The sequence below is a fragment of the Rhodoferax sp. RT4P68 genome (assembly GCF_056521305.1).
The window spans coordinates 222,313-242,991 of record NZ_JBWMBB010000009.1 but is presented as its reverse complement, the minus strand read 5'-3'; the positions used below and the strand labels follow the sequence as shown (position 1 = coordinate 242,991).

Annotated in this window: 21 protein-coding genes and 1 pseudogene; 13 read left to right on the top strand and 9 right to left on the bottom strand. The window is 67.3% G+C overall.

The window, feature by feature from the left end:
* The first annotated feature begins 12 nt into the window (after positions 1 to 12).
* The 8 genes and pseudogenes from AC099J_RS20250 (at position 13) to AC099J_RS20215 (ending at position 6,534) form a co-directional block, all read left to right on the top strand.
* On the top strand, positions 13 to 885 hold the full coding sequence (locus AC099J_RS20250; protein ID WP_479617063.1) for a branched-chain amino acid ABC transporter permease: 873 nt from the start codon (positions 13 to 15) through the stop codon (positions 883 to 885).
* 61 nt (positions 886 to 946) lie between these two features.
* Entirely contained in the window at positions 947 to 1,909 is a 963-nt protein-coding gene (locus tag AC099J_RS20245; protein ID WP_479617062.1) for a branched-chain amino acid ABC transporter permease, read from the top strand.
* A complete protein-coding gene (locus tag AC099J_RS20240; protein ID WP_479617061.1) occupies positions 1,909 to 2,754 on the top strand; it encodes an ABC transporter ATP-binding protein in 846 nt (281 codons plus the stop codon). The genes AC099J_RS20245 and AC099J_RS20240 overlap by 1 nt, the downstream gene beginning before the upstream one ends.
* Positions 2,747 to 3,466, top strand: a complete 720-nt coding sequence (locus AC099J_RS20235; RefSeq protein WP_479617060.1) for an ABC transporter ATP-binding protein — start codon at positions 2,747 to 2,749, stop codon at positions 3,464 to 3,466. The genes AC099J_RS20240 and AC099J_RS20235 overlap by 8 nt, the downstream gene beginning before the upstream one ends.
* 134 nt (positions 3,467 to 3,600) lie before the next feature.
* The gene (locus AC099J_RS20230) at positions 3,601 to 4,584 is read left to right on the top strand and encodes a Bug family tripartite tricarboxylate transporter substrate binding protein (protein ID WP_479617059.1); all 984 of its coding nucleotides are present in this window, start codon (positions 3,601 to 3,603) and stop codon (positions 4,582 to 4,584) included.
* Positions 4,585 to 4,605: 21 nt separating this feature from the next.
* A pseudogene (locus tag AC099J_RS20225) lies at positions 4,606 to 4,740 on the top strand (type II toxin-antitoxin system YafQ family toxin); the annotation flags it as partial.
* Positions 4,741 to 4,795: 55 nt separating this feature from the next.
* Positions 4,796 to 5,281, top strand: coding sequence for an N-acetyltransferase family protein (locus tag AC099J_RS20220; RefSeq protein ID WP_479617058.1), 486 nt, complete (start codon positions 4,796 to 4,798; stop codon positions 5,279 to 5,281).
* Positions 5,282 to 5,424: 143 nt separating this feature from the next.
* Complete coding sequence (locus AC099J_RS20215; protein ID WP_479617057.1) at positions 5,425 to 6,534, top strand: DUF418 domain-containing protein; 1,110 nt, start codon at positions 5,425 to 5,427, stop codon at positions 6,532 to 6,534.
* A gap of 176 nt (positions 6,535 to 6,710) precedes the next feature.
* On the opposite strand, the gene AC099J_RS20210 is transcribed toward AC099J_RS20215, so the two are convergent.
* The 6 genes from AC099J_RS20210 to AC099J_RS20185 all read right to left on the bottom strand — a co-directional run bounded on the left by AC099J_RS20210 (position 6,711) and on the right by AC099J_RS20185 (position 12,160).
* The gene (locus tag AC099J_RS20210; RefSeq protein ID WP_479617056.1) at positions 6,711 to 7,997 is read right to left on the bottom strand and encodes a M14 family zinc carboxypeptidase; all 1,287 of its coding nucleotides are present in this window, start codon (positions 7,995 to 7,997) and stop codon (positions 6,711 to 6,713) included.
* Between the two features lie 168 nt (positions 7,998 to 8,165).
* A complete protein-coding gene (locus tag AC099J_RS20205; protein WP_479617055.1) occupies positions 8,166 to 9,434 on the bottom strand; it encodes a hypothetical protein in 1,269 nt (422 codons plus the stop codon).
* Positions 9,435 to 9,455: 21 nt separating this feature from the next.
* Positions 9,456 to 10,205: a hypothetical protein gene (locus AC099J_RS20200; protein ID WP_479617054.1), complete on the bottom strand. Its 750-nt coding sequence runs from the start codon at positions 10,203 to 10,205 to the stop codon at positions 9,456 to 9,458.
* Between the two features lie 28 nt (positions 10,206 to 10,233).
* On the bottom strand, positions 10,234 to 10,842 hold the full coding sequence (locus AC099J_RS20195) for a hypothetical protein (RefSeq protein ID WP_479617053.1): 609 nt from the start codon (positions 10,840 to 10,842) through the stop codon (positions 10,234 to 10,236).
* Between the two features lie 6 nt (positions 10,843 to 10,848).
* The gene (locus tag AC099J_RS20190; protein WP_479617052.1) at positions 10,849 to 11,124 is read right to left on the bottom strand and encodes a DnaJ domain-containing protein; all 276 of its coding nucleotides are present in this window, start codon (positions 11,122 to 11,124) and stop codon (positions 10,849 to 10,851) included.
* Positions 11,125 to 11,401: 277 nt separating this feature from the next.
* A complete protein-coding gene (locus AC099J_RS20185; protein WP_479617051.1) occupies positions 11,402 to 12,160 on the bottom strand; it encodes a hypothetical protein in 759 nt (252 codons plus the stop codon).
* Positions 12,161 to 12,589: 429 nt separating this feature from the next.
* On the opposite strand from AC099J_RS20185, the gene AC099J_RS20180 reads away from it, so the two are divergent.
* On the top strand, positions 12,590 to 13,786 hold the full coding sequence (locus tag AC099J_RS20180; protein WP_479617050.1) for an IS256 family transposase: 1,197 nt from the start codon (positions 12,590 to 12,592) through the stop codon (positions 13,784 to 13,786).
* Here AC099J_RS20180 and AC099J_RS20175 read toward each other — a convergent pair.
* The 3 genes from AC099J_RS20175 to AC099J_RS20165 all read right to left on the bottom strand — a co-directional run bounded on the left by AC099J_RS20175 (position 13,714) and on the right by AC099J_RS20165 (position 16,717).
* Positions 13,714 to 14,355, bottom strand: a complete 642-nt coding sequence (locus AC099J_RS20175) for a hypothetical protein (protein ID WP_479617049.1) — start codon at positions 14,353 to 14,355, stop codon at positions 13,714 to 13,716. The two genes, AC099J_RS20180 and AC099J_RS20175, sit on opposite strands and share 73 nt — an antisense overlap.
* 425 nt (positions 14,356 to 14,780) lie before the next feature.
* Entirely contained in the window at positions 14,781 to 15,722 is a 942-nt protein-coding gene (locus AC099J_RS20170; protein ID WP_479617048.1) for a 2-hydroxyacid dehydrogenase, read from the bottom strand.
* Positions 15,723 to 15,778: 56 nt separating this feature from the next.
* Positions 15,779 to 16,717: a LysR substrate-binding domain-containing protein gene (locus tag AC099J_RS20165; RefSeq protein ID WP_479617047.1), complete on the bottom strand. Its 939-nt coding sequence runs from the start codon at positions 16,715 to 16,717 to the stop codon at positions 15,779 to 15,781.
* Positions 16,718 to 16,877: 160 nt separating this feature from the next.
* Here AC099J_RS20165 and AC099J_RS20160 point away from each other — a divergent pair, with 160 nt between their 5' ends.
* Genes AC099J_RS20160 through AC099J_RS20145 form a run of 4 tightly spaced genes read left to right on the top strand, consistent with a single transcriptional unit; the run spans position 16,878 to position 20,678 of the window.
* Positions 16,878 to 17,906: an amidohydrolase family protein gene (locus AC099J_RS20160; RefSeq protein ID WP_479617105.1), complete on the top strand. Its 1,029-nt coding sequence runs from the start codon at positions 16,878 to 16,880 to the stop codon at positions 17,904 to 17,906.
* Between the two features lie 18 nt (positions 17,907 to 17,924).
* On the top strand, positions 17,925 to 18,608 hold the full coding sequence (gene ligK, locus AC099J_RS20155; protein ID WP_479617046.1) for a 4-carboxy-4-hydroxy-2-oxoadipate aldolase/oxaloacetate decarboxylase: 684 nt from the start codon (positions 17,925 to 17,927) through the stop codon (positions 18,606 to 18,608).
* A gap of 39 nt (positions 18,609 to 18,647) precedes the next feature.
* Positions 18,648 to 19,634, top strand: a complete 987-nt coding sequence (locus AC099J_RS20150; RefSeq protein ID WP_479617045.1) for a Bug family tripartite tricarboxylate transporter substrate binding protein — start codon at positions 18,648 to 18,650, stop codon at positions 19,632 to 19,634.
* A gap of 57 nt (positions 19,635 to 19,691) precedes the next feature.
* Positions 19,692 to 20,678, top strand: coding sequence for a Bug family tripartite tricarboxylate transporter substrate binding protein (locus tag AC099J_RS20145; RefSeq protein WP_479617104.1), 987 nt, complete (start codon positions 19,692 to 19,694; stop codon positions 20,676 to 20,678).
* Position 20,679: the final 1 nt, after the last annotated feature.

Below are 20,679 nucleotides of genomic sequence, written 5' to 3'. Positions count from 1 at the left end.
ACCACCCTCCACATGCTCACCATCCTCTTCGACGGCATCGCTTACGGCATGCTGCTGTTCATCCTGGCCGTAGGGCTGGCCGTGACCATGGGCTTGATGAACTTCATCAACCTGGCGCACGGGGCGTTTGCCATGGTGGGCGGCTACACCACGGTGCTGCTGATGCAGCGCGCGGGCTGGCCGTTCCTGGCGGCGTTGCCCATGGCCTTTGTCGTCTCGGCTGCGCTGGGCGCGCTGCTGGAGCGCACGCTCTACCGGCCGCTCTACCACCGCCCGCACCTGGACCAGGTGCTGTTCTCCATCGGCCTGGTGTTCATGGCGGTGGCGGGGGTCGATTACTTCATCGGCTCCACGCAGCAGAACATGCAGCTGCCCGATTGGCTCAAGGGCCGCACCGAGATCGGCAGCGGCGCGTGGACGCTGGGCATGGGCCACTACCGGCTGTTCATCATCGTCGTGTGCGCGGCGCTGACGGTGGCGCTGCAGTTCATCCTCGCGCGCACGCGCTTCGGCAGCCGGCTGCGCGCCAGTGTGGACGACCAGCGCGTGGCGGCAGGGCTGGGCATCAACGTGAACATGGTGTTTCTCTCGACCTTCGCCGTGGGCTCGGGCCTGGCGGGGCTGGGCGGGGCGCTGGGGGCCGAGGTGCTGGGGCTGGACCCGCAGTTCCCGCTCAAGTTCATGGTGTATTTTTTGATCGTGGTGGCGGTGGGCGGCACCTCGTCGATCACCGGGCCGCTGCTGGCCGCGCTGCTGCTGGGCGTGGCCGATGTGGCGGGCAAGTACTACATCCCCAAGATGGGGGCCTTCATCGTCTACAGCCTGATGATCGCCATCCTGATCTGGCGGCCGCAAGGTCTGTTCGTGCGCAAGGGGGGCAAATGATGCGCGTCGCCCTGCCGCTCGAAGACGCTCGCACCGCAGTGCGCAGCACAGAGGAATCAACATGAACGCTCGCACTTCCATCCTGAGCGCCAGCCGCTGGAAGCCATGGGAGCCGGTGCTGTGGCTGCTGGCCTTTGCCGTGCCCCTGCTGGCGCCCAGCCATGCGTTGATGGTCAACGAGATTGCCATCGTCGCGCTGTTCGCGGTCTCGCTGGACTTGGTGCTCGGCTACATCGGCATCGTCTCGCTCGGCCATGCAGCCTTCTTCGGCATGGGGGCGTATTCGGCGGCGCTGTTCGCCAAGCATGTGATGCCCGACCCGCTGGTCGGCCTGGCGGTCGGCATCGCCACGTCCACGGTGCTGGGTGCTCTGTGTTCGTTCACCGTCATGCGCGGCACCGACCTCACGCGGCTGATGGTCACGCTCGGCGTCGGCCTCATCCTGATGGAGCTGGCCAACAAGTTGGACTGGTTGACCGGCGGCGCCGATGGCCTGCAAGGTGTGGTGATGGGGCCGCTCTTGGGCCGCTTCGAGTTCGACCTGTACGGGCGCACGGCGGCGTTCTATTCACTCACCGTGTTGCTGCTGATGTTCCTGCTGGGGCGGCGGCTCGTGCATTCGCCGCTCGGCGCCACGCTCAAGGCGATCCGCGACAACCGGCTGCGCGCGGGCGCCATCGGCATCCCGGTGCATGGCCGCATCGTCGTGGCCTACACGGTGGCGGCCGCGCTGGCCGGTGCGGCCGGCGCGCTGCTGGCGCAGACGACCGGCTTTGCCTCGCTCGACGTGTTCGAGTTCCACCGCTCGGCCGACGTGATGCTGATCCTCATCATCGGCGGCACGGGCTGGCTGTATGGCGGCGTGGTGGGCGCCATCGTGTTCAAGCTGATGCACGACATGCTGTCGTCCATCACGCCGCAGTACTGGACGTTCTGGCTGGGCCTGTTTCTGGTCGTGCTGGTGCTGGTGGGGCGCGAGCGGCTGATCCGGCCCTGGACCTGGTTTGGAAAGAGAGGCACCTGATGGCAAAGGTCGTTCTCTCCGCGCAGAACCTGGTGAAGCGCTTCGGCGGCATCACCGCCACCAGCAACGTCACGCTGAACCTGGAGCAGGGCGCGCGCCACGCGCTGATCGGCCCCAACGGCGCGGGCAAGACCACGCTCATCAACCTGCTCACCGGCATGCTGGAGCCGTCCGAAGGCCGCATCGTGCTGGAGGGCGAAGACATCACCCGCATGGCGCCGCACCAGCGCGTGCGCCGCGGCATGGTGCGCACCTTCCAGATCAACCAGCTGTTCAACACCATGACGCCGCTGCAGACATTGGCGCTGGTGGTCTCGCAGCAGCGCGGCATCGGCACGCGCTGGTGGCAGCGCCTGGGCACGCAGGATGGAGTGGCCGAGCGCTGCGCCGAGCTGCTGGCGCAGTTCCACCTGACCGACGTGATGGACCAGCGCACCGAGCTGCTGGCCTACGGCAAGCGCCGGCTGCTGGAGATCGCCATCGCGCTGGCCTGCGAGCCGCGCGTGCTGCTGCTGGACGAGCCCGTGGCCGGTGTGCCCCCCGGTGAGCGCGAGGAGCTGCTGCAGACCGTGGCCGCGCTGCCGGCCGATGTGTCGGTGCTGCTGATCGAGCACGACATGGACCTGGTGTTCGACTTCGCCAAGCGCATCACCGTGCTGGTCAACGGCGCGCTGCTGACCGAGGGCACGCCGGACGAGATCGCCAACGATCCGCAAGTGAAGGCGGTGTACCTCGGTCATGGAGAGGAGGCGAGCGGCGACGGGCCGCCCCTGGGCGCGAGGGCCCCCTCGGGAGGCAGCGCCACGGCGCCAGCCGCAAGCGTGGGGGTCACTTCACATGGCTGAGTTGTTGAAGGTCGAGAACCTGAGCGCGGGCTACGGCGAGGCGGTGGTGCTGACCGGTGTGAACCTGACGCTGCCCGAAGGCCAGACCCTGGCCCTGCTGGGCCGCAACGGCACCGGCAAGACCACGTTCATGAACACGCTGGCCGGCGCCACGCGCCAGCACGGCGGCAGCATCACTTTGGGCGGTGTGGCGCTGCACAAGCTGCCCTCGCACGAGCGCGCGGCCATCGGCATCGGCTGGGTGCCGCAAGAGCGCAACATCTTCAAGTCGCTGACCGTGCACGAGAACCTGACGGCAGTGAAGCGCCCGGCCCGCGCCGGCCTGCCGGCGTGGACGCCCGAGCGGGTCTACCAGATGTTTCCGCGCCTGGCCGAGCGCAAGACCAACCTGGGCACGCAGCTGTCGGGTGGCGAGCAGCAGATGTTGGCCGTGGGCCGCGCGCTGGTGCTGAACCCGCGCCTCTTGCTGCTCGATGAGCCGCTGGAGGGCCTGGCGCCCATCATCGTGGAGGAACTGCTGAAGGCCATCCGCCGCATCACGCGCGAGGAGGGCCTGTCGGCCATCATCGTGGAGCAGCATCCGCAGGCGATCCTGGCGGTCTCCGACGTGGCGGCCGTGCTGGATCGGGGCACGGTAGTGCACAGCGGCACGGCGGCCGAGCTGCGGGCGCAGCCGGAGCTGCTGGACAAACTGCTGGGCGTGGTGCGCTGAGGGCCTGGGCCGACCGGCCGCGTCTGCCGCTGTTGTACGAAAGTGTTTCGGGCGCTGGCAAGCTCGAGGTCGGCGCCACAATCGCCCGCCACGCGCAGCAAGAGCGAGCCATCAACAGCGAAGGGACAAACACCATGTGGACCAAACGAGAACTCCTGGCCGCCACTGCCGCCACCGCGGCGGCATCGCTGCTGCCGGGCATCGCTGCCGCCCAGGCCTTCCCCTCCAAGCCGCTGCGCCTGGTCGTGCCCAACGCCGCCGGTGGCGCGGCCGACCTGACGGCGCGCACGGTCGGCCAGGAGATGGGCAAGACCCTGGGCCAGAGCGTGGTCATCGACAACCGGCCCAGCGCCGGTGGCGTGGTGGCCGGCGAGATGGTGGCGCGCGCGGCGGCCGATGGCCACACGCTGCTGCTGGTGTCCAGCGGCACGGCGGTCAGCGCAGCGCTGTTCGGCTCGCTGCCGTTCGACACGGTGAAGGACTTCACGCCGGTCTCGATGCTGGCCACCTTCGACCTGGCCATCGTCGTGGCCGATGACAGCCGCTTCAAGACGCTGGCCGAACTGGTGGCCTACGCCAAGGCCAACCCCGGCAAGCTCAACATCGGCACGCCCAACATCGGCACCACGCAGAACCTGGCGGCCGAGCTGTTCAAGAGCACGGCCGGCATCGAGGCGCAGGTCGTGCCCTTCAACGGCACGCCGCCCGTGATCACCGCGCTGCGCGGCGGGCAGCTCGACGCCATGGTCGACATCCTCGGCCCGCTGATGACGCAGATCACCGGCAAGACGCTGCGCCCGCTGGCCGTGCTCGGCGACAAGCGCGCGCAGCAGTTGCCGGGCGTGCCCGCAGTGCGTGAGACCGGTGGCGGCCTGGCGGGCTTCAACGTCGCGTCGTGGAACGGCCTGGCCGTGCCGGCCGGCACGCCCAAAGCGGTGGTTGACCGGCTGAACAAGGACATCAACGCCGCACTGGCGCTGCCCGAGGTGAAGAAGAAGCTGCTCGACCTGAACCTGGTGGCCCAGGGCAGCACGCCGGAGCAGCTGAGCACGCAACTGGCCGGCGAGATCAAGCGCTGGGGCGAGGTGATCGCCAAGGCGAAGATTCCGAAGCAGTGAGCATTTGCGGGTGACGCACCGCTGGGTGCCGAGTGGCTGGCCCATGCGCTCAAGGGCGAAGGGGCCGATCACCGCGAGTGCCACATCGGAGGCGACTTCCTGCTGATTGACCGACCAAACGAAAGCGGACTGGTCTTCGTGCGCGCCGGCATGCACGCCGACCTGTTCTGCACCCGACAGCTGATCACGCACCACAAGAAGGCGCCCCCAAGTGACGATTTCCATCCGCCCCGCCAGCGCCGCAGACGCCGCGCTGATCCTGCACTTCATCCGCGAACTGGCGATCTACGAGAAGGCCGAAGACCAGGTCGAGGCCACGGCCGAAACGATTGCCGGCAGCCTGTTCGGCCCCGGCAGCCCGTCGCGCGCGCTGATCTGCGAACAGGACGGCCAGGCCGTCGGCTTCGCCGTCTACTTCTTCAACTACTCGACCTGGCAGGCCAGGAAGGGCCTGTACCTGGAAGACCTGTTCGTGCTGCCCGGCGCGCGCGGGCAGGGCGCCGGCAAGCGGCTGCTGCAGCACCTGGCGGTGATCGCGGTAGAGGAGGGCTGTGGCCGCTTCGAGTGGAGCGTGCTGGACTGGAACCAGCCGGCGATCGACTTCTATACATCCATCGGTGCCAGGCCGCAAAGTGAATGGGTGCGCTACCGCCTGCACGGGGCGGCGCTGCGGGACTTCGCGGCCAGCGCCGCATAGCCGCACGCGCCCCATGAGCGCCGCGCCGGGCCGCCCCAAGCAAGCTCGCACCGCAGTGCGAAGCACGGAGGTTGTCCGGTGAGCGCCGCGCCGGGCCGCCCCAAGCAAGCTCGCACCGCAGTGCGAAGCACGGAGGTTGTCCGGTGAGCGCACCGCATTCCCGTCAGGAACTCCCCGACGCACTGCGCGCCATCGCCATGGTCTCCGTGATGGTGGTGAACGCCATCGGCTACGCCGTGGCGCCCTGGGGCCCGATCCTCGGCGAGCGCACGCCGCAGGACAGTGCCTGGGCCGCCGCCACCCAGGGACTTGTGGGCGCCCTGTTGCAGGGCAAGGGCTATGCGATGCTGGCCTTCGTGTTCGGCATGTCGCTCTGGCTGGCCACCCGCGGGCGCAGCCGGCCCGAGGCGCTGCGCCGGGGCAGGGTGCGCCAGCGCCGCTTGCTGCAACTGGGCATCCTGCACGGCGTCTTCGTCTATTTCGGCGACATCCTGACGCTGTACGCGCTGGTCGGAGGGCGGCTGCTGCAGCGCCTGCACCTGCCCTGGGGCGCCCTGCGCCGCCACCTCTGGCGCGCGCTCGGCTGGGCGTTGCTGGCAAAGCTGGTGTCGCTGTGGGTCTTCGTGGGGACCAGCGTCGATGCCGCTCCAGCCGACGCGCCATCGCTCGCGACCGTCCAGGGCGCGTGGCCGTTCCTGCAGCTCAATGCCGTGTCCTACGCCACCAGTCTGGCTGTGTCTGTGCTGCTGGCGGGGCCTGTGACGTACCTGTGCATGGCGTGCGGCGTGGCTGCGGCCCGCTTGCGGCTGCTGACCCACCGCCGCTGGCGCAGGGCGCTTTGGCAGTTCCTGCGGCGCTGTGGTCCGCCACTGCTGGCGCTGAGCGTCGTCTACGGTGTGGGCTGCGCCCTGACAAGCCCTTCGGACGCGTTGCGCCCATGGATTGACACGCTCGGCGACCTCATCGCCCTGCCGGTGGCGGCCTGCTATGGGGCGGCGCTGTCGCTCGCGTCGGCGGGCGGCAGGGCGCCCTGGTGTGGCTGGTTCAGTCCGCTCGGGCAGCGCACCTTGACGCTATATGTCGGGCACAGCCTGCTGTGCCTCGCACTGTTGTCTGGTGCGGGATGGTCGATCGCCGCGACGACGGTGGCGACCGTGCTGTTCTGCCTGATGCTGTGGTTGGTGGCGCTGGTCGCCGCACGGCACAGCGGCCGCCGCCGATGGCCGCTGGAGGCCTGGATGGGCCGCCGCTGACCCACGGTCTGCGAGCGCCATTCCTCAGATCAGAGCCGTATGGCACCGGGGCGCGCGGACTGAGCGGCGATTGCGCCGGGCGCCGCCGGCTGAACGCCAGTCAGTGCAGCCACCAGGGGAAAAGTCCCACCAGCGGCGCGCCACGCGCTGCGCGTGCAGCGCGCGGGCGCCGACGCTCAGTTCCCGTCGTGGTGATCGTCGGTGTGTTCGACCAGGCCGGGCACCATGCCCTCGGTGATGGCTTCACTCTCCTGCCCGGGGCTGGGCGGCTGCCCATTGGCCGGCACGACCAGGACATCGGCCATGGCCGGGTCGTACGCAGAGAGCGTCGGGTCCTTGGCCAGTGCGCTGACGATGGCCATCGACGCGTGGAAGCCGATTTTCTGGATGTAGCCACCGGACTTCGTGCCGATGCCGCCGCGCAGCTCCAACAACACCGAGCCGGCGCCCAACAGGCCATAGGCATTGCGCGAGATACCGGGCTCGGTGCCGCCGGGATAGCGCGTCAAGGTGGCGTAGGGGTACTGGGCCAGCGTCTTCGCGATCAGCACCACCACGCGCTTGGCCATGGTCTGGCCGGCGTTGAAGCGGGTCACGGCGTTCGGGTCCACCGCGAGCAGCCGGGTCGCTGTGGACGCGGCGGTCGGGTACAGGGTAGAGCCGGTCACCATCTGGCCGTTGTGCACGGGCGTGCCCTGGTGGTGCATGTCGAGCACGGCCACCGGCTTGTATTGGTCGTTGAGCCAGCGGATGTTCTTCGCCTCGGGCACCGGATTGCCCAGCCGCAGGTCATAGCTGCTGCCAGGACGCGAATTGAGGTCCGCCGTCTCGCAGCTGGTCACGCCGGTGGTGATGTTCGGATAGTTGGGATTGTCCAGCGGGCATTCGGGCCGAAACGCGTGGTAGCGGTTGATGTCGTAGCCGCGGCCACGCTGGTAGAAGGCCGGCAGCGGGTTCACGGTGTAGCGCGGGTCGTAGTTCTGACGCCATGGCGGCGTGTTGCCAGCACTGTCGGTCAGCGGCGTGTCGTCTGTGTTGACGCCGTCGAAACCATCGACGTTGACGCGCGGCACCACGACCACGGTCAGCGCCGCGCGGATGGCGTTGGACTCCTTGGAGTTGTTGGTCAACGAGCGCACCAGATTGGCGGCAGAGTCGCTGGTCTCCATCTCGTTGCCGTGCTGCTGCGCGATGATCATGACGCGGGTAGGACCATTGCCGATCACGACATAGGGCACGACGCGGCCCGCGTTGCTGATCCAGGGCGCTTCCTTCAGCGTGGCGGCGCCGCGGCTCGTGTGCACCGCGCTTTGCAACGCGCGCATGAGTTGCTCGTAGCTCAGCAGCGAGGCCGTGCTGCCGTTGTTGCCGGTAGGCCCGTTGGGGATCATGGCCGGCGCGGCGACCGCCGATGTGGCGACCGCACATGCCGTCATTGCGGCCCAGAGTACTTTGGGGATCATGAGGTGTCTCCGTTGTCGTTGTCGCCGCTCCGTCGGCCAAGACTTCGGCCTGTTGATGTCGGAGTGGCCGAACGATGCTAGCGGTGCTCCCCCGGGTGTCAATGGGACCGCTACGGTGTCCCGCATGCGTCACCGAATCGGCGTCGCCATCGGGCTTTCCTGTAAAGACTAAGCCGCGATGTTGCACTCGCGGCGCAGCAGCGCCAACGCATCCTCGGTGCCGTGCACCCGGTCGCTCTGCAAGACGGGCTCGGCGTCTGCGATGAAGGCGTTCCACAGATGCAGGTAATCGCTGCGCAGCGCGACGGGGGCATGCTGCAGGACGAACTGCCTGGGCAACTCGGCATCCAGGCCTGACTTGCGGATCTTCCTGACCAGGCTGGCTGCGGACTTCTCGGTCAGCAGCGTGGCGTGCTTGCCGTGCGTTGCGATGCGCAAAAACAGTGTCAGCAGCGAACTGTCGTCGCTGTGGCCCTCGGTGGCCTTCTCCCACAAGGCGCTGTTGCTGCGCTCGAAATGGTCCAGGTCGGCCATGGCATCCTCTAGCCAGAAATAGCGGCCCAGAAAGGCCGGCGTCTGGTCGAAGAGCTTGCGCACGCCGAGCGCGGCGTCCAGTATCTTGGGCATGTCCTGCACGACGGTTTCCTGCACGGACTGCACAGCGTCCACGAAGGGTGCCGGCAGGTCCTTGGGCAAGTCGATGGGGACGGGGACCTGCGCGTGGCCATCGGCCTGCCGCCCGTATTTCTTGCGCAGGCCCAGCACCATCTTCTCGAAGCCGGACCAGTCCGGCATGGCGCTGCGCCGGCATGCCAGCACCAGCAGAGCCGTGCGCACCACGGCCTCCGCATCCTTGCCGGCATCCTCCAGCGCATCGGCGTCCAGGCCCAGTTGCGCTGCCATCCAGATGGCCGCCTCCACCAGGGTCGTGGCATGGCTGCGCGCGGCGCGTTCGGCGTGGACCTCGGGCAGGCTGCGCAGGGACCATCTGGCCAGCAAGGCAATGTGCTTGTCCTCGAAGACCCCGTGTTCCTGCATGCCGAAGTGGCTGCTCTGGGGCATGGCGATCAGCGCCTTGAGCATGTCCGAGCCGCCTTTGGAACGCGACAGCAGGCTGTGGTCGCGCAGGGCCTGGGCGGCCAGGTCCAGGTCGCCGCCGCTCTCGTGCTCCAGGTGCAGGCTCACGAGATTGACCAGCCGCGCCCTTGCCATCTCCAGGTCGGGGCGCAGGTACTCGGTGCCGAAGTAACGCGCGATCTGGACCATGCCCTTGGGCGCCTCCACGCACATCGTCGCCAGCTTCTGCGGCGTGATGATCCCGTGTCGCACGCCGTGCTGCAGGGCCTTCTCGAAGAAAGGCCGCTCGTCGAACAGGGCGACGGCCTGGGGGGCCGTGTCGGGGCGGGTACCGGGGAGGGTATCGGGCAGGGGTGGCATCACAGGGTCGCTCGCACCTTCTCAGATGGCCGACTCTTCCTCGTCGTCGCGCGCTGCCGGTGTGCCGCGGCCCCGGTCCGTGTCGCGGGTTTCCACGCGCGTGTCTTCTTCTTCCGCGGCCTCTTCCTCGTCTTCGACACCGAGATGCTGGGCGCGTGCCTGGGCACGCATGACCAGCAAGGTTTCGGTGAACAGGTCCGGGCACTCATGACGCATGTGCCAGGCCAGCTCCATCCAGTCCTGGTCGGCCACCTCTTCCAGCTCGACCCTGGGGCGGGCGTAGGCCGACGCCAGCAGCGCCGTCTCGGACAGCATCTCGCCATCTTCCTCGACGGTGTCGAAGGTGCCGCTGCGGGCGAAGGCTTCGATGCGGCCCCACTTCTCCGCGAAGTAGTTGGCCATGGCCTCGCTGCCGCCCTCCAGATCGCCCACCGCCGTCAGGAAAGCCACCGGGTCCGCGTCTTCCCGAAAGACGATGGAATTGACCATGCCGCGCAGGTGCGTGTGGGTGAGGTCCTTGTAGCGCTTCTCGATGACGATGGCGTGCGCGAACTGCGCGGGCGTGACCAGCAGGTTCACGACCGATTCCCGGGATGGGTCGTACTCGCGCATCACCGCCAGGATGTCCTTGGGGGCCAGCTGCTCGAGCACCACCATCAGCGCACCGTCGCCCTCGGTGTCGGCCAGCTCGGTGAGGGCGGACTCGGCGCCGGCAATGTCGCCTGCGGCAATCAGGCTTTGGGTCTTCTCGATCAGGGCAAGGTGGTTCATGGCGGTGGGTGTTGGCGTGTGGAGCGGTTCAGTCTTTGCGGTCGAAGCCTTGCTCGACCATCCAGTCGGCGCGGGCGTCCTCGCGGCTCAGGCCATCGGCATCGTCCAGATCGTCTGCCGAGAGGGGCTGGCGATGGTCGTCTCCATCGTGGTCAGCCTCGTGGTCGTGGTCGTGGTCGCGGTCGCCGTCGCCGTCGCCGTCGGCGTCTTGCGCGCCATCGCCGTGCTTCAACCCATCGCTCGCATGCCGGGCGCTGCCCGCCATGTATTCCAGCGCGGCGGCCACGCTCAGGAAGTTGTCACCGGCCGCTTGCGCGCGCAGCACCTGCACCGTGGCCTCGGCCCATGGGGCGATGGCGATGCTGTGCCGCAGGCTGTCCCATGCGGGCAGGTCCTCGGGCTCGCAGGCCAGCAGCTGGTCCATGGCGGGCAGGGACGTGAAGCGGAAGGCCTTGTGCAGCACCACCGCCACCATCTCGGGGCTGATCTCCAGCATGTTGAACAGGAACGCGATCTCGCTGCGCCGCTCGGCCAGCCGCCGGTCGAGGACGAACTGCCCATCGGAGTCGTGGCGCATGTCGTCGAGTTCGGCCATGTAGGCGGAGCGCAGGTTGCGAAAGAAGGGGGATACGTGCATCGAAACCTAAATGAGCTTGCGGAAATAGTCGGCCCAGATCTCGCGCGCTGTTTCCAGCGGATCGTCGAGCAGGTTGCGCTTGCGGTTGTGGTCGTAAGCCTCGCGCTTCGCTGCGTCGCCGAGGACGTCGTACGCCTCCTGGACGGCGCGGAAACGCGTGGCGGCATCGGGGGCCGTGCTGCGGTCCGGGTGGTGCAGGGCGGCGTGGTGGCGGTAGGCCTTCTTGATGTCCGCCAGGCTCGCGCCACTGCTGACACCCAAGGCGAGATAGTGGTCTTGCATGCGGTGCCTGGTTGCGGTGTACGTCACGGCGAACCGCAAAAGGCAGCGATTGTAGGAGGCTGCTCAAGAAAGCGCCCATGACGACCTCAGATCATGGGTGCGGCGTCACGGGCGCGGCATGAACGGCGCGCAACGTATCCTGCTCGGTCGATCGGCACACATCCTGGCAGGGGCGCGATGTCGCCGGCGCAATCGAGGCCGCTTGCAGCGCCCAACGCCACCACGATCGTGGCGGTACGGTTTCGCATTCGCAGGCCTCCGACCTATCGCGACGCTTTCAATAGAAATCCTCCAGCGACCGCAGCCGACAGCCCAGCTCCGCCTCTACAAGCGCAGCCAACGCGGGGTCTACCTGCGTGGGCTGCTGCGGGAAGCATTTGCCGCAATCCACGACCAAGGCAAATCGGTAGGCGGCACCACCGGTCTCCTTGCGTGACTCACCTGTCCGTCCATCCCGGACCGTGAAGGTCCGGGCACTGGTGTCGAGCGGAACCGCGCACCGGGGGCAACGGGCGGGCAGTCGACTTCGATAGAAGATGTCCTCTTCCAGGTAGAACTCCTCGAACGCCTCTCCGCACGCACACCGAACAGGCTCGTCGAACGAGCCGAGGACCTCGGAGACACAGTGCACGACGTCTCGCGCGAGGTGCAGCTGGAGTTCGTAGTAGCCATCGGCAGCGTCTTCTGGCGAGTTGAAGGGGCTGTGTGCGAGCGGATAGCGGAGCTTGGAGGGGCCGAAGCGCTCGACAGGCCAGCCCAGCAGAACATCCTGGTCATGCAGGCTGTGCAGTTCTTCGACCAGATCCGCTGTGCGGCCCGGCCTGACCCCCAACGCAGTGCGCAGGTAGAACCCCTCGCCTGGCGCATGGCCGCCATCGTGGGAACTCTCGAATGCCATGGCCGCGAAGTCCGCAGACTTGGGATCGGCCATCCATCCCTCCTGCGTGAGCCTGGCAATCAGGCGCGCGACGGCAGCAGCGTCCGGTCGCCAGGACGCCTGTACGGGAATGAGCAAGTGCTTGACCTCGACACCCATGGTCTTCTCTCCTTTTCTGGGTCTGGTGCCACCGTGACATGCGCGTGGGGGTTTCACCAGCGCTTCCACCACGGCTTGCGTTCGGGTTGGCCCGGCGCCGGCGCTGCTGGCAGCTCGGGCCGATACCAGAGCCGGTACTGAGGGTCGGAATATCCGGGGTCCAGCGCAGCGGAGTTGTCAATCCGCGATTGATGTGTCAAGGCCTCAGGTGGTCCGCGGAAATATTCGTCGACTGTGTACGGTGCAGTTGATGTCCCAGGAAGTGGTGTAAGTCTTGATCGCGCGGCAGGCCGCGGAGGGTGCAGCCCGGAGGGCGTAACCCGCAGCGGCCTGCCGCGCGGCGGCCGCTCCTGATGGGGGTGGCCATCGTGATTCCGGATAGGGTTGAGGTGCGAATACCAACCTTGATCCTTGCGAAGGGAAATCACGATGACCAACGCCACTATGGCATTGACCGAGCTTGCCGAGAAGGGAGCCGACATCGACGTGCTGCGCCAGATGGTGCAGTTCATGGCCCAGCGGCTGATGGAACTGGACGTCGAGGGGCGCTGCGGCGCCGGCTACGACGAGAAGAGTGCCGAGCGGCTGAACAGCCGCAACGGCTACCGCGAGCGCACCTGGGACACGCGCGCCGGTTCGGTGGAGCTGAAGATCCCCAAGCTGCGCCAAGGCAGCTACTTCCCCGAGTTCCTGGAGCCGCGGCGCACGGCCGAGAAGGCGCTCACCGCGGTGATCCAGGAGGCCTACGTGCAGGGCATCTCCACCCGCTCGGTGGACGAGCTGGTCAAGTCGATGGGCATGAGCGGGGTCTCCAAGAGCCAGGTCAGCCGGCTGTGCGGCGAACTGGACGAGCGTGTCAACGCCTTCCTGGGCCGCCAGATCGAGGGCGACTGGCCGTATCTGTGGGTGGATGCGACCTACGTGAAGACGCGCGAGGCCGGGCGCATCGTCAGCGTGGCCGTGATAGTGGCTGTCGGCGTGAACACCGACGGCCAACGAGAGGTGCTGGGTTTGAAGGTCGGCGCTTCAGAAGCAGAGCCGTTTTGGACGGAGTTCTTGCGCAGCCTGAACCGCCGTGGCCTGCGCGGCGTCAAGCTGGTGATCAGCGACAGCCACGAGGGCATCAAGGCGGCCGCCTCCAAGGTTCTGAAGGCCACCTGGCAGCGCTGCCGCGTGCACTTCATGCGCAACGCCCTGGCGCATGCCGGCAAGACCCAGCGGCGCATGGTCTCGGCGGCCATCGGCACGGTGTTCGTGCAGGAGTCGGCCGATGCGGCACGCGCGCAGTGGAGGTCAGTTGCCGACCAGCTCAGAGACAAATTCCCAAAGCTCGGCGCCGTGATGGACGAGGCGGAGAACGACGTGCTGGCCTTCATGACTTTCCCGCGGGCGCACTGGACGCAGATCTACAGCACCAACTCGCTGGAGCGACTGAACGCGGAGATCAAGCGGCGCACCAACGTCGTGGGCATCTTCCCCAACGACGCGTCCATCGTGCGCCTGGTCGGCGCCATGATGCTGGAGCAGAACGACGAGTGGTCGCTCAACCGGCGCTACATGCAGCTTGAAGGCTTGCAGACCCTGAGCGACACTGCCCCCACTCGGCTGTCCGCAGTGGCACGCTGAGTACCGTGCATCTCCAGCTCTGTCCGGGCTGTGGACCTACACCACGGGATGGGACACGACCACGGTGCATAGCCGTCTTCGATGAAGGCCAGGCGCTTGACCAGCGCAACAGCCTCTGGCGTTCCACTCAGAGAGTTCGCCAGAACAGTCGATTCTTCGGATGGATCGTTCAGCGCGAGGACCTCGACCGGATTCATCGTGAGGTACGGAAACGGAAGGTCTGCGAGCCCCGCGAGCGCGTACTTCCAGTAAGCCTCTGCGACATCCGCATCACCCACGATGGCGACGTACAGCGCAAGGCTGGCCAAAAGGTTCTCTCGTGCTGCCGCGACCGAGGTGCAGGGCAGCGCCAGATGCAGCACTTCGTATTCCGAAGGCCCGATGGCACGCTTGACCTCCACGGGGCGCAGATCGGACGTACGAAAGCACGCGAGCCAGGGCACCGGAATGCGGTTGGCGGCCTGGCCGATCTCGACATAGGAAGCCGCGTGTGTGCGACGCGCGCTTTCCAGTGCCTGCAGGTCGCTCGTCAGGATTTCGGTGTTGAGCAGTGCAGCTCGGTTCGACATGTGATGCCCGACGCCGCAGTCATGCGCCAACGCGCGGGCGCTGGTCTCCCAAGGGGCACAAACGGAGCAATGAATTGGCGGAACACATCGGCAGCTTGCACGGAGATCGGGGCGCAGGCCAGTCTATCGGACCGCTGGCCGTCCTGACGTCACATTTTGTGCGGGACGGACTGCCGGGCCCTGCCATCCACATGGCCCGCTGAAACGGTCGCGCTGCTCGGCGACGTCCTGCCACGCGGCTTGTTGCGCCGTGGTGGGCACAGGCGCGAGCAGCGCCATGCCGCGCAGGCCAGCGCCGCGCACGAAATCGATGCAGTGCTGCCGACTGGGCGACTGCATCGGCGCCTGGACGGAACGTGCAGTCGTTCTGGCACGCCGGCCCCGGCTGTCGTTCCTGGCCCCCCCCGAGCCGGGCCAAGCCGAATTCAGATCGGCGTGGTCAAGGCCCGGCCGTTGAAGAAGGCCCGCAGGTTCCCCAGCACCAGCGTGACCGACGCCTGCACGGCTTCCGGCGAACGCCCGGCGATGTGCGGCGTCAGCACCACGTTCGGCAGATCCAGCAGCTCCGCTGGCGGCGCTGGTTCGCTCTCGTAGACGTCGATGCCGGCAGACGCAATGCGGCCACCCCGCAGCGCGGCGGCCAACGCGGCCGTGTCCACCACGCTGCCGCGCGCGATGTTGACCAGCGTGCCCTGGGGGCCCAGCGCGTCCAGCACCTCGGCGTTGACCAGGTGCCGCGTGTCGGCACCACCGGGCGTGGCAACGATCAGGCAGTCGCACCACTGGGCCAACGCGCGCGGGCTGTCGAAATACGCGTATGGCAATGCGGCCTTGCGGCTGCGGCTGTGGTAGCCCACGGGCATGTCGAAGCCGGCTGCGCGCTTGGCGATCTGCTGGCCGATGCCGCCCATGCCCAGGAGGCCGATGCGCTTGCCGCTGACGGTGGGCGTGTAGAACTGCAACTGGTCGCGCCACAGGCCCTTGCGCACACCCTTGTCCAGCTGCACGATGCCGCGCACGGCCGCCAGCAGCAAGCCGAAGGCATGGTCGGCCACACAGGTCTCGTTGCTGCCGGCCGCGTTCGCCAGGGCGATGCCGCGCGCGCGGGCGGCGTCCACGTCCACCAACTCGTAGCCCACGCCCAGCGTGTGCACCACCTCCAGCGCGGGCAAGGCAGCAATCTCGATCGCGGTCAGGCCGATGGTGCCGATCGTCAGCACGGCGCGCACGCGCGGGCCGTGCGTGGCGATGGCGGCGGCGCGCTGAGCGTCGTCTCGGGCCTCGATCACCTCGTAGTGGTCGCGGAACTGTTGCAGGTAGGCCGCTTGCAGTGGGCACAGCACGAGCAGGGGGATAGGGGCGGTCATGTCGTCCAGGTGAATCGTCAGGAAGCGGGGCAGTCTAGCGCCCGCGCGCCTGTGCTTCAGACGTAGGGCGCAATGGCCTTGAGCACCACGTCCTGCACCAGTGCGCGCGCGATGGTCTGGGTCGCGGTGATCGGCCGGCGCGCCGAGCGCACCAGCATCAACTGGCCCATCAGCCGCGGCGTGTGGATGCTGCGCAGCTCGAACGGCTCGGCGTTTTCAAAGTTACTCAGCGTGTAGGCGGGCAGTACGGCATGGCCCATGCCCTCCTTGACCAGGTTCAGGATGCCATTGAGCCCATCGACCTCCAGCCGGGCCTGCACCGGGCGGCCGATGCGTTGCGCCTCGTCGTCGATCAGCAGGCGAAACGCATTGGGCCGACTGGGCAGGATCAGCGGCAGCGCCGTCACCTCCCGAAAGCCGATGCGGTCGCGGGCCTTGCTGCCGGCTTTGCCCGTGGCACCGCGCCCGCGCGCAGTGCCGCTGCGCGGTGAGATCAGCACCAGTTCTTCTTCATGCAGCGTGGCCAGCTCGATATCGGGCGAGCGCTCGGGGTTGTAGAGCACGGCCATGTCCAGCTTGCCCAGGCGCAGGCCGTCGACCATGCTGACCGAAAACCCCTCCGTCAGCGTGACCTGCGCCTGCGGCAGCTGCGCGCGCAACGCCTTCGTCAGCGGCACGGTGATGAGCCGCGACAGGCTGGGCGGCAGGCCGATGGACACGCGCCCGGCCAGCGCGCCGCGTGCCACGCCCAGCTCTTCGCGCGCTACGTCCACCTGGTGCAGGATCCCGCGGCCGTGCTCCAGCAGCAGCTTGCCGGCTTCGGTGGGTGTGGCGCCGCGGCCGTTGCGGGCCAGCAGGTTCTGGCGCAGTTCCACCTCCAGCAAGCGGATCTGCCGGGACAGCGCCGGCTGGGCCACGTTCAGCGCGATCGCAGCGCGCGTGAAGCTGCCCAGCTCGGCGACGCGCACGAAGTATTCGAGTTGCTTGAGGTCCATGGTCGGTCCCAGTGTATTGAGAATACCGCGCCATGAGATATCGCAATCTGTTCTAACTGCTAGAGGTTGGCCCGTCTTTGCCGGGGTGCTGTTCCCGGCCAGAATCCGCCCGGTCAGCCGAGCCATAAAACCGAGGAGCAACATGAGTCAAGCCAACCCCCTGATCATCGACGTACACGGCCACTACACGACGGCGCCCAAGGCGCTGGAGAACTGGCGCAACCAGCAGATCGCCGGCATCCAGGACGCGGCCCTCATGCCCAAGGTGGCCGACCTGAAGATCAGCGACGACGAACTGCGCGAGAGCATCGAGCTGAACCAGCTGGCCAAGATGCGCGAGCGCGGCAGCGACATCACGATCTTCAGCCCGCGCGCCAGCTTCATGGCCCACCACATCGGCGACTTCAACGTGTCGTCCACCTGGGCGGCCATCTGCAACGAGCTGTGTTACCGCGTGTCGCAGTTGTTCCCCGACCACTTCATCCCCGCCGCGATGCTGCCGCAAAGCCCCGGCGTCGACCCCAAGACCTGCATCCCCGAGCTGGAAAAGTGCGTCAAGGAATACGGCAACGTCGGCATCAACCTGAACCCCGATCCGTCGGGCGGCCACTGGACGAGCCCGCCGCTGTCCGACCGCAGCTGGTACCCCATCTACGAGAAGATGGTGGAGTTCGACATCCCGGCCATGGTGCACGTCTCCACCTCATGCAACGCCTGCTTCCACACCACCGGCGCGCACTATCTGAACGCAGACACCACGGCCTTCATGCAGTGCCTGACGTCTGACTTGTTCAAGGACTTCCCGACGCTGAAGTTCCTGATCCCGCACGGCGGCGGCGCCGTGCCCTACCACTGGGGCCGTTTCCGCGGGCTGGCGCAGGAGCTGAAGAAGCCGCTCCTGACCGAGCACCTGATGAACAACATCTACTTCGACACCTGCGTCTACCACCAGCCGGGCATCGACCTGTTGACCAAGGTGATCCCGGTGAAGAACGTGCTGTTCGCCAGCGAGATGATCGGCGCCGTGCGCGGCATCGACCCGGAGACCGGCCACTATTTCGACGACACCAAGCGCTATGTGCTGAACACGCCCAACCTGACGGATGAAGACCGCTACCAGGTGTTCGAAGGCAATGCGCGCCGCGTGTTCTCGCGTCTGGACACGGCCCTCAAGGCAAAGAATAAGTAACCCGCAGGAGCCACCACCATGTATGAACTCGGAGTCGTCTACCGCAACATCCAGCGCACCGACAGCGCCACCGCCGACGGCCTGGCCGCCCTGGGCTCTGCCACCGTGCACGAGGCCATGGGCCGCGTCGGTCTGCTCAAGCCCTACATGCGGCCGATCTACCCGGGCGCACAGGTGTCCGGCACGGCGGTCACCGTGCTGCTGCACCCCGGTGACAACTGGATGATGCATGTGGTCGCAGAGCAGATCCAGCCCGGCGACATCGTGGTGGCGGCCATCACGGCCGAATGCACGGACGGCTATTTCGGCGACCTGCTGGCCACCAGCTTCCAGGCCCGTGGCGCCCGCGCGCTCATCATCGACGCCGGCGTGCGCGATGTGAAGACGCTGAAGGAAATGAACTTCCCGGTCTGGAGCAAGGCCGTCAGCAGCAAGGGCACCATCAAGGCCACGATCGGCTCGGTCAACATCCCCGTGGTCTGCGCCGGCATGCTGGTGACGCCGGGCGACGTGATCGTGGCCGACGATGACGGCGTCGTCTGCGTGCCGCGCGCCATCGCCGCCAAGACGCTGGAGGCGGCCCGCAAGCGCGAGTCCTTCGAAGGCGAGAAACGAGACAAACTGGCCAGCGGCGTGCTGGGCCTGGACATGTACAAGATGCGCGAGCCGCTGGCAGCGGCCGGCCTGAAGTACATCGACTGAACTTCGCAACCCATCCCTGAACCCCCGAGGAGACATCCCATGAAGACATCGTTCCTGCGCCGTGCCACCGTGCTCGGCCTGTCCCTGCTGGCCGCCGGCGCCACCGTGGCCCAGACGGCCGCCACCTGGCCCACGCGCACCGTGCGCCTGATCTCGCCTTACCCCACCGGTGGCGGCCCCGACGCCATCTCTCGCGTGCTGGCCGACAAGCTGTCGCGCAAGTGGGGCCAGCCGGTGGTGGTGGAGAACCGCCCGGGTGGCAACGGTTTCATCGCCATCGATGCCTTCAAGCGCGGCGCCAAGGACGGGCACGACCTGGTGCAGCTGGACAGCGTGCACCTGGTGGCCTACCCCTACATGTTCAAGAAGCTGCCCTACGACGCCGCCAAGGATTTCGACGTGCAGGCCACGCTGTTCAAGGCCTACATGATGGTGGTGGTGCCCACCAACAGCAAGTTCAAGACCGTGGCCGATGTGATCGCCGAAGCCAAGGCCAACCCCGGCAAGCTGGACTATGGCTCGTGGTCCATCGGCAACCCGGTGCACCTGGGCATGGAGGAGTTCCAGGCCCTGACCGGCACCAAGATGCAGCACGTCATCTACAAGGAAACCTCGCAGCTCTACACCGCCGTGGCCAATGGCGAACTGCCTGTGACGCTGGGCACGGCCGGCACCACCGGGCCGCTGTACAAGGGCGGCAAGGTGCGCTTTCTGGCTGTGACGGCGCCCCAGCGCCTGCCGGCCTACCCTGACGTGCCGACGGCGGCTGAAGTCGGCGGCCCCAAGGACTACGAGGTCAGCGGCTGGAACGTGATCGCCGGCCCCAAGGGCCTGCCGCAAGCGGTGCAGGACAAGATCCGCGCCGACATCGCCGAGGCCCTGGCCGGCCCCGACGTGCAGGAGCGCTACGCGACCTTCGGCTATGTGCCGCTGTCGCTGGACCGCGCCAAGACCGAAGCCTTCATTGCGTCCGAGGCCAAGCGCCACGACGTGATCATCAAGCGCGCCAACATCTCGCTGGACTGAGCACTGAGCACTGAGTCCGCGAGCAAGCCCAGAGACCCCGGAGACCTTTCGATGACCATGAAGACCCGCCGCGCCGTGTTGCGCTGCACCGTGCTGGCTGCCTGCGTTGCAGCGGCTGTTCCCTTCACCGCTGCCGCGCAGAACTTCCCTGGCAAGCCGGTGCGTATCATCACGCCGTTTCCCGTGGGCGGCGGCCCCGACGGCGTGGCCCGGCTGGTGGCCGACAAGGTCTCTCGCGCCTGGGGCCAGGGCGTGATCGTGGAGAACCGCCCGGGCGGCAACGGCTTCATCGCCATCGACGCGTGGAAGCGCGGCGCCAAGGACGGCACCGACATTCTGGTGCTGGACAACGTGCACCTGGCGGCCTACCCCAGCCTGTTTAAGAAGCTGCCCTACGACGTGGCCCGCGACTTCGACGTGCTGCTGCCGCTGTTCAAGACGCACTTCTTCTTCACCGTGGGCACAGGCAGCAAGTACAAGACCGTGGGCGACATCGTGGCCGACGCCAAGGCCAACCCGGGCAAGATGAACTACGGCTCCTGGTCCATCGGCAACCCGGTGCACCTGGGCTCCGAGCTGTTCGAAAGCGCCACCGGCACGCAGATGGAGCACGTGGTCTACAAAGAGACCACGCAGCTCTACACCGCCGTGTCCACCGGTGAGCTGGGCTTCGCGCTGGGCAGTGCGGCCACGGCCGGCCCGCTGCAGCGTGGCGGCAAGCTGCGCTTCCTGGCGATCACCGCGCCCAAGCGTTCGCCTGACTTTCCCGATGTGCCGACGGTCGGCGAATCGGGCGGCCCCAAGGATTTCAACGTGACCGGCTGGATCGCCTTTGCCGTGCCGCCCGGCCTGCCGGCTGCGGTCACGGACAAGATCCGCGGCGATGTCGAAAAGGCCTTGGCCGAGCCCGACGTGCAGGAGAAGTTCAAAAGCTTCGGCTACGAGGCATTCCCGACGACGCGCGTGCAGTTCTCGCAGTTCATCAAGGACGAGACCAAACGCTTCGGCGAGGTGATCAAGAAGGCGAATGTTTCGCTGGACTAAA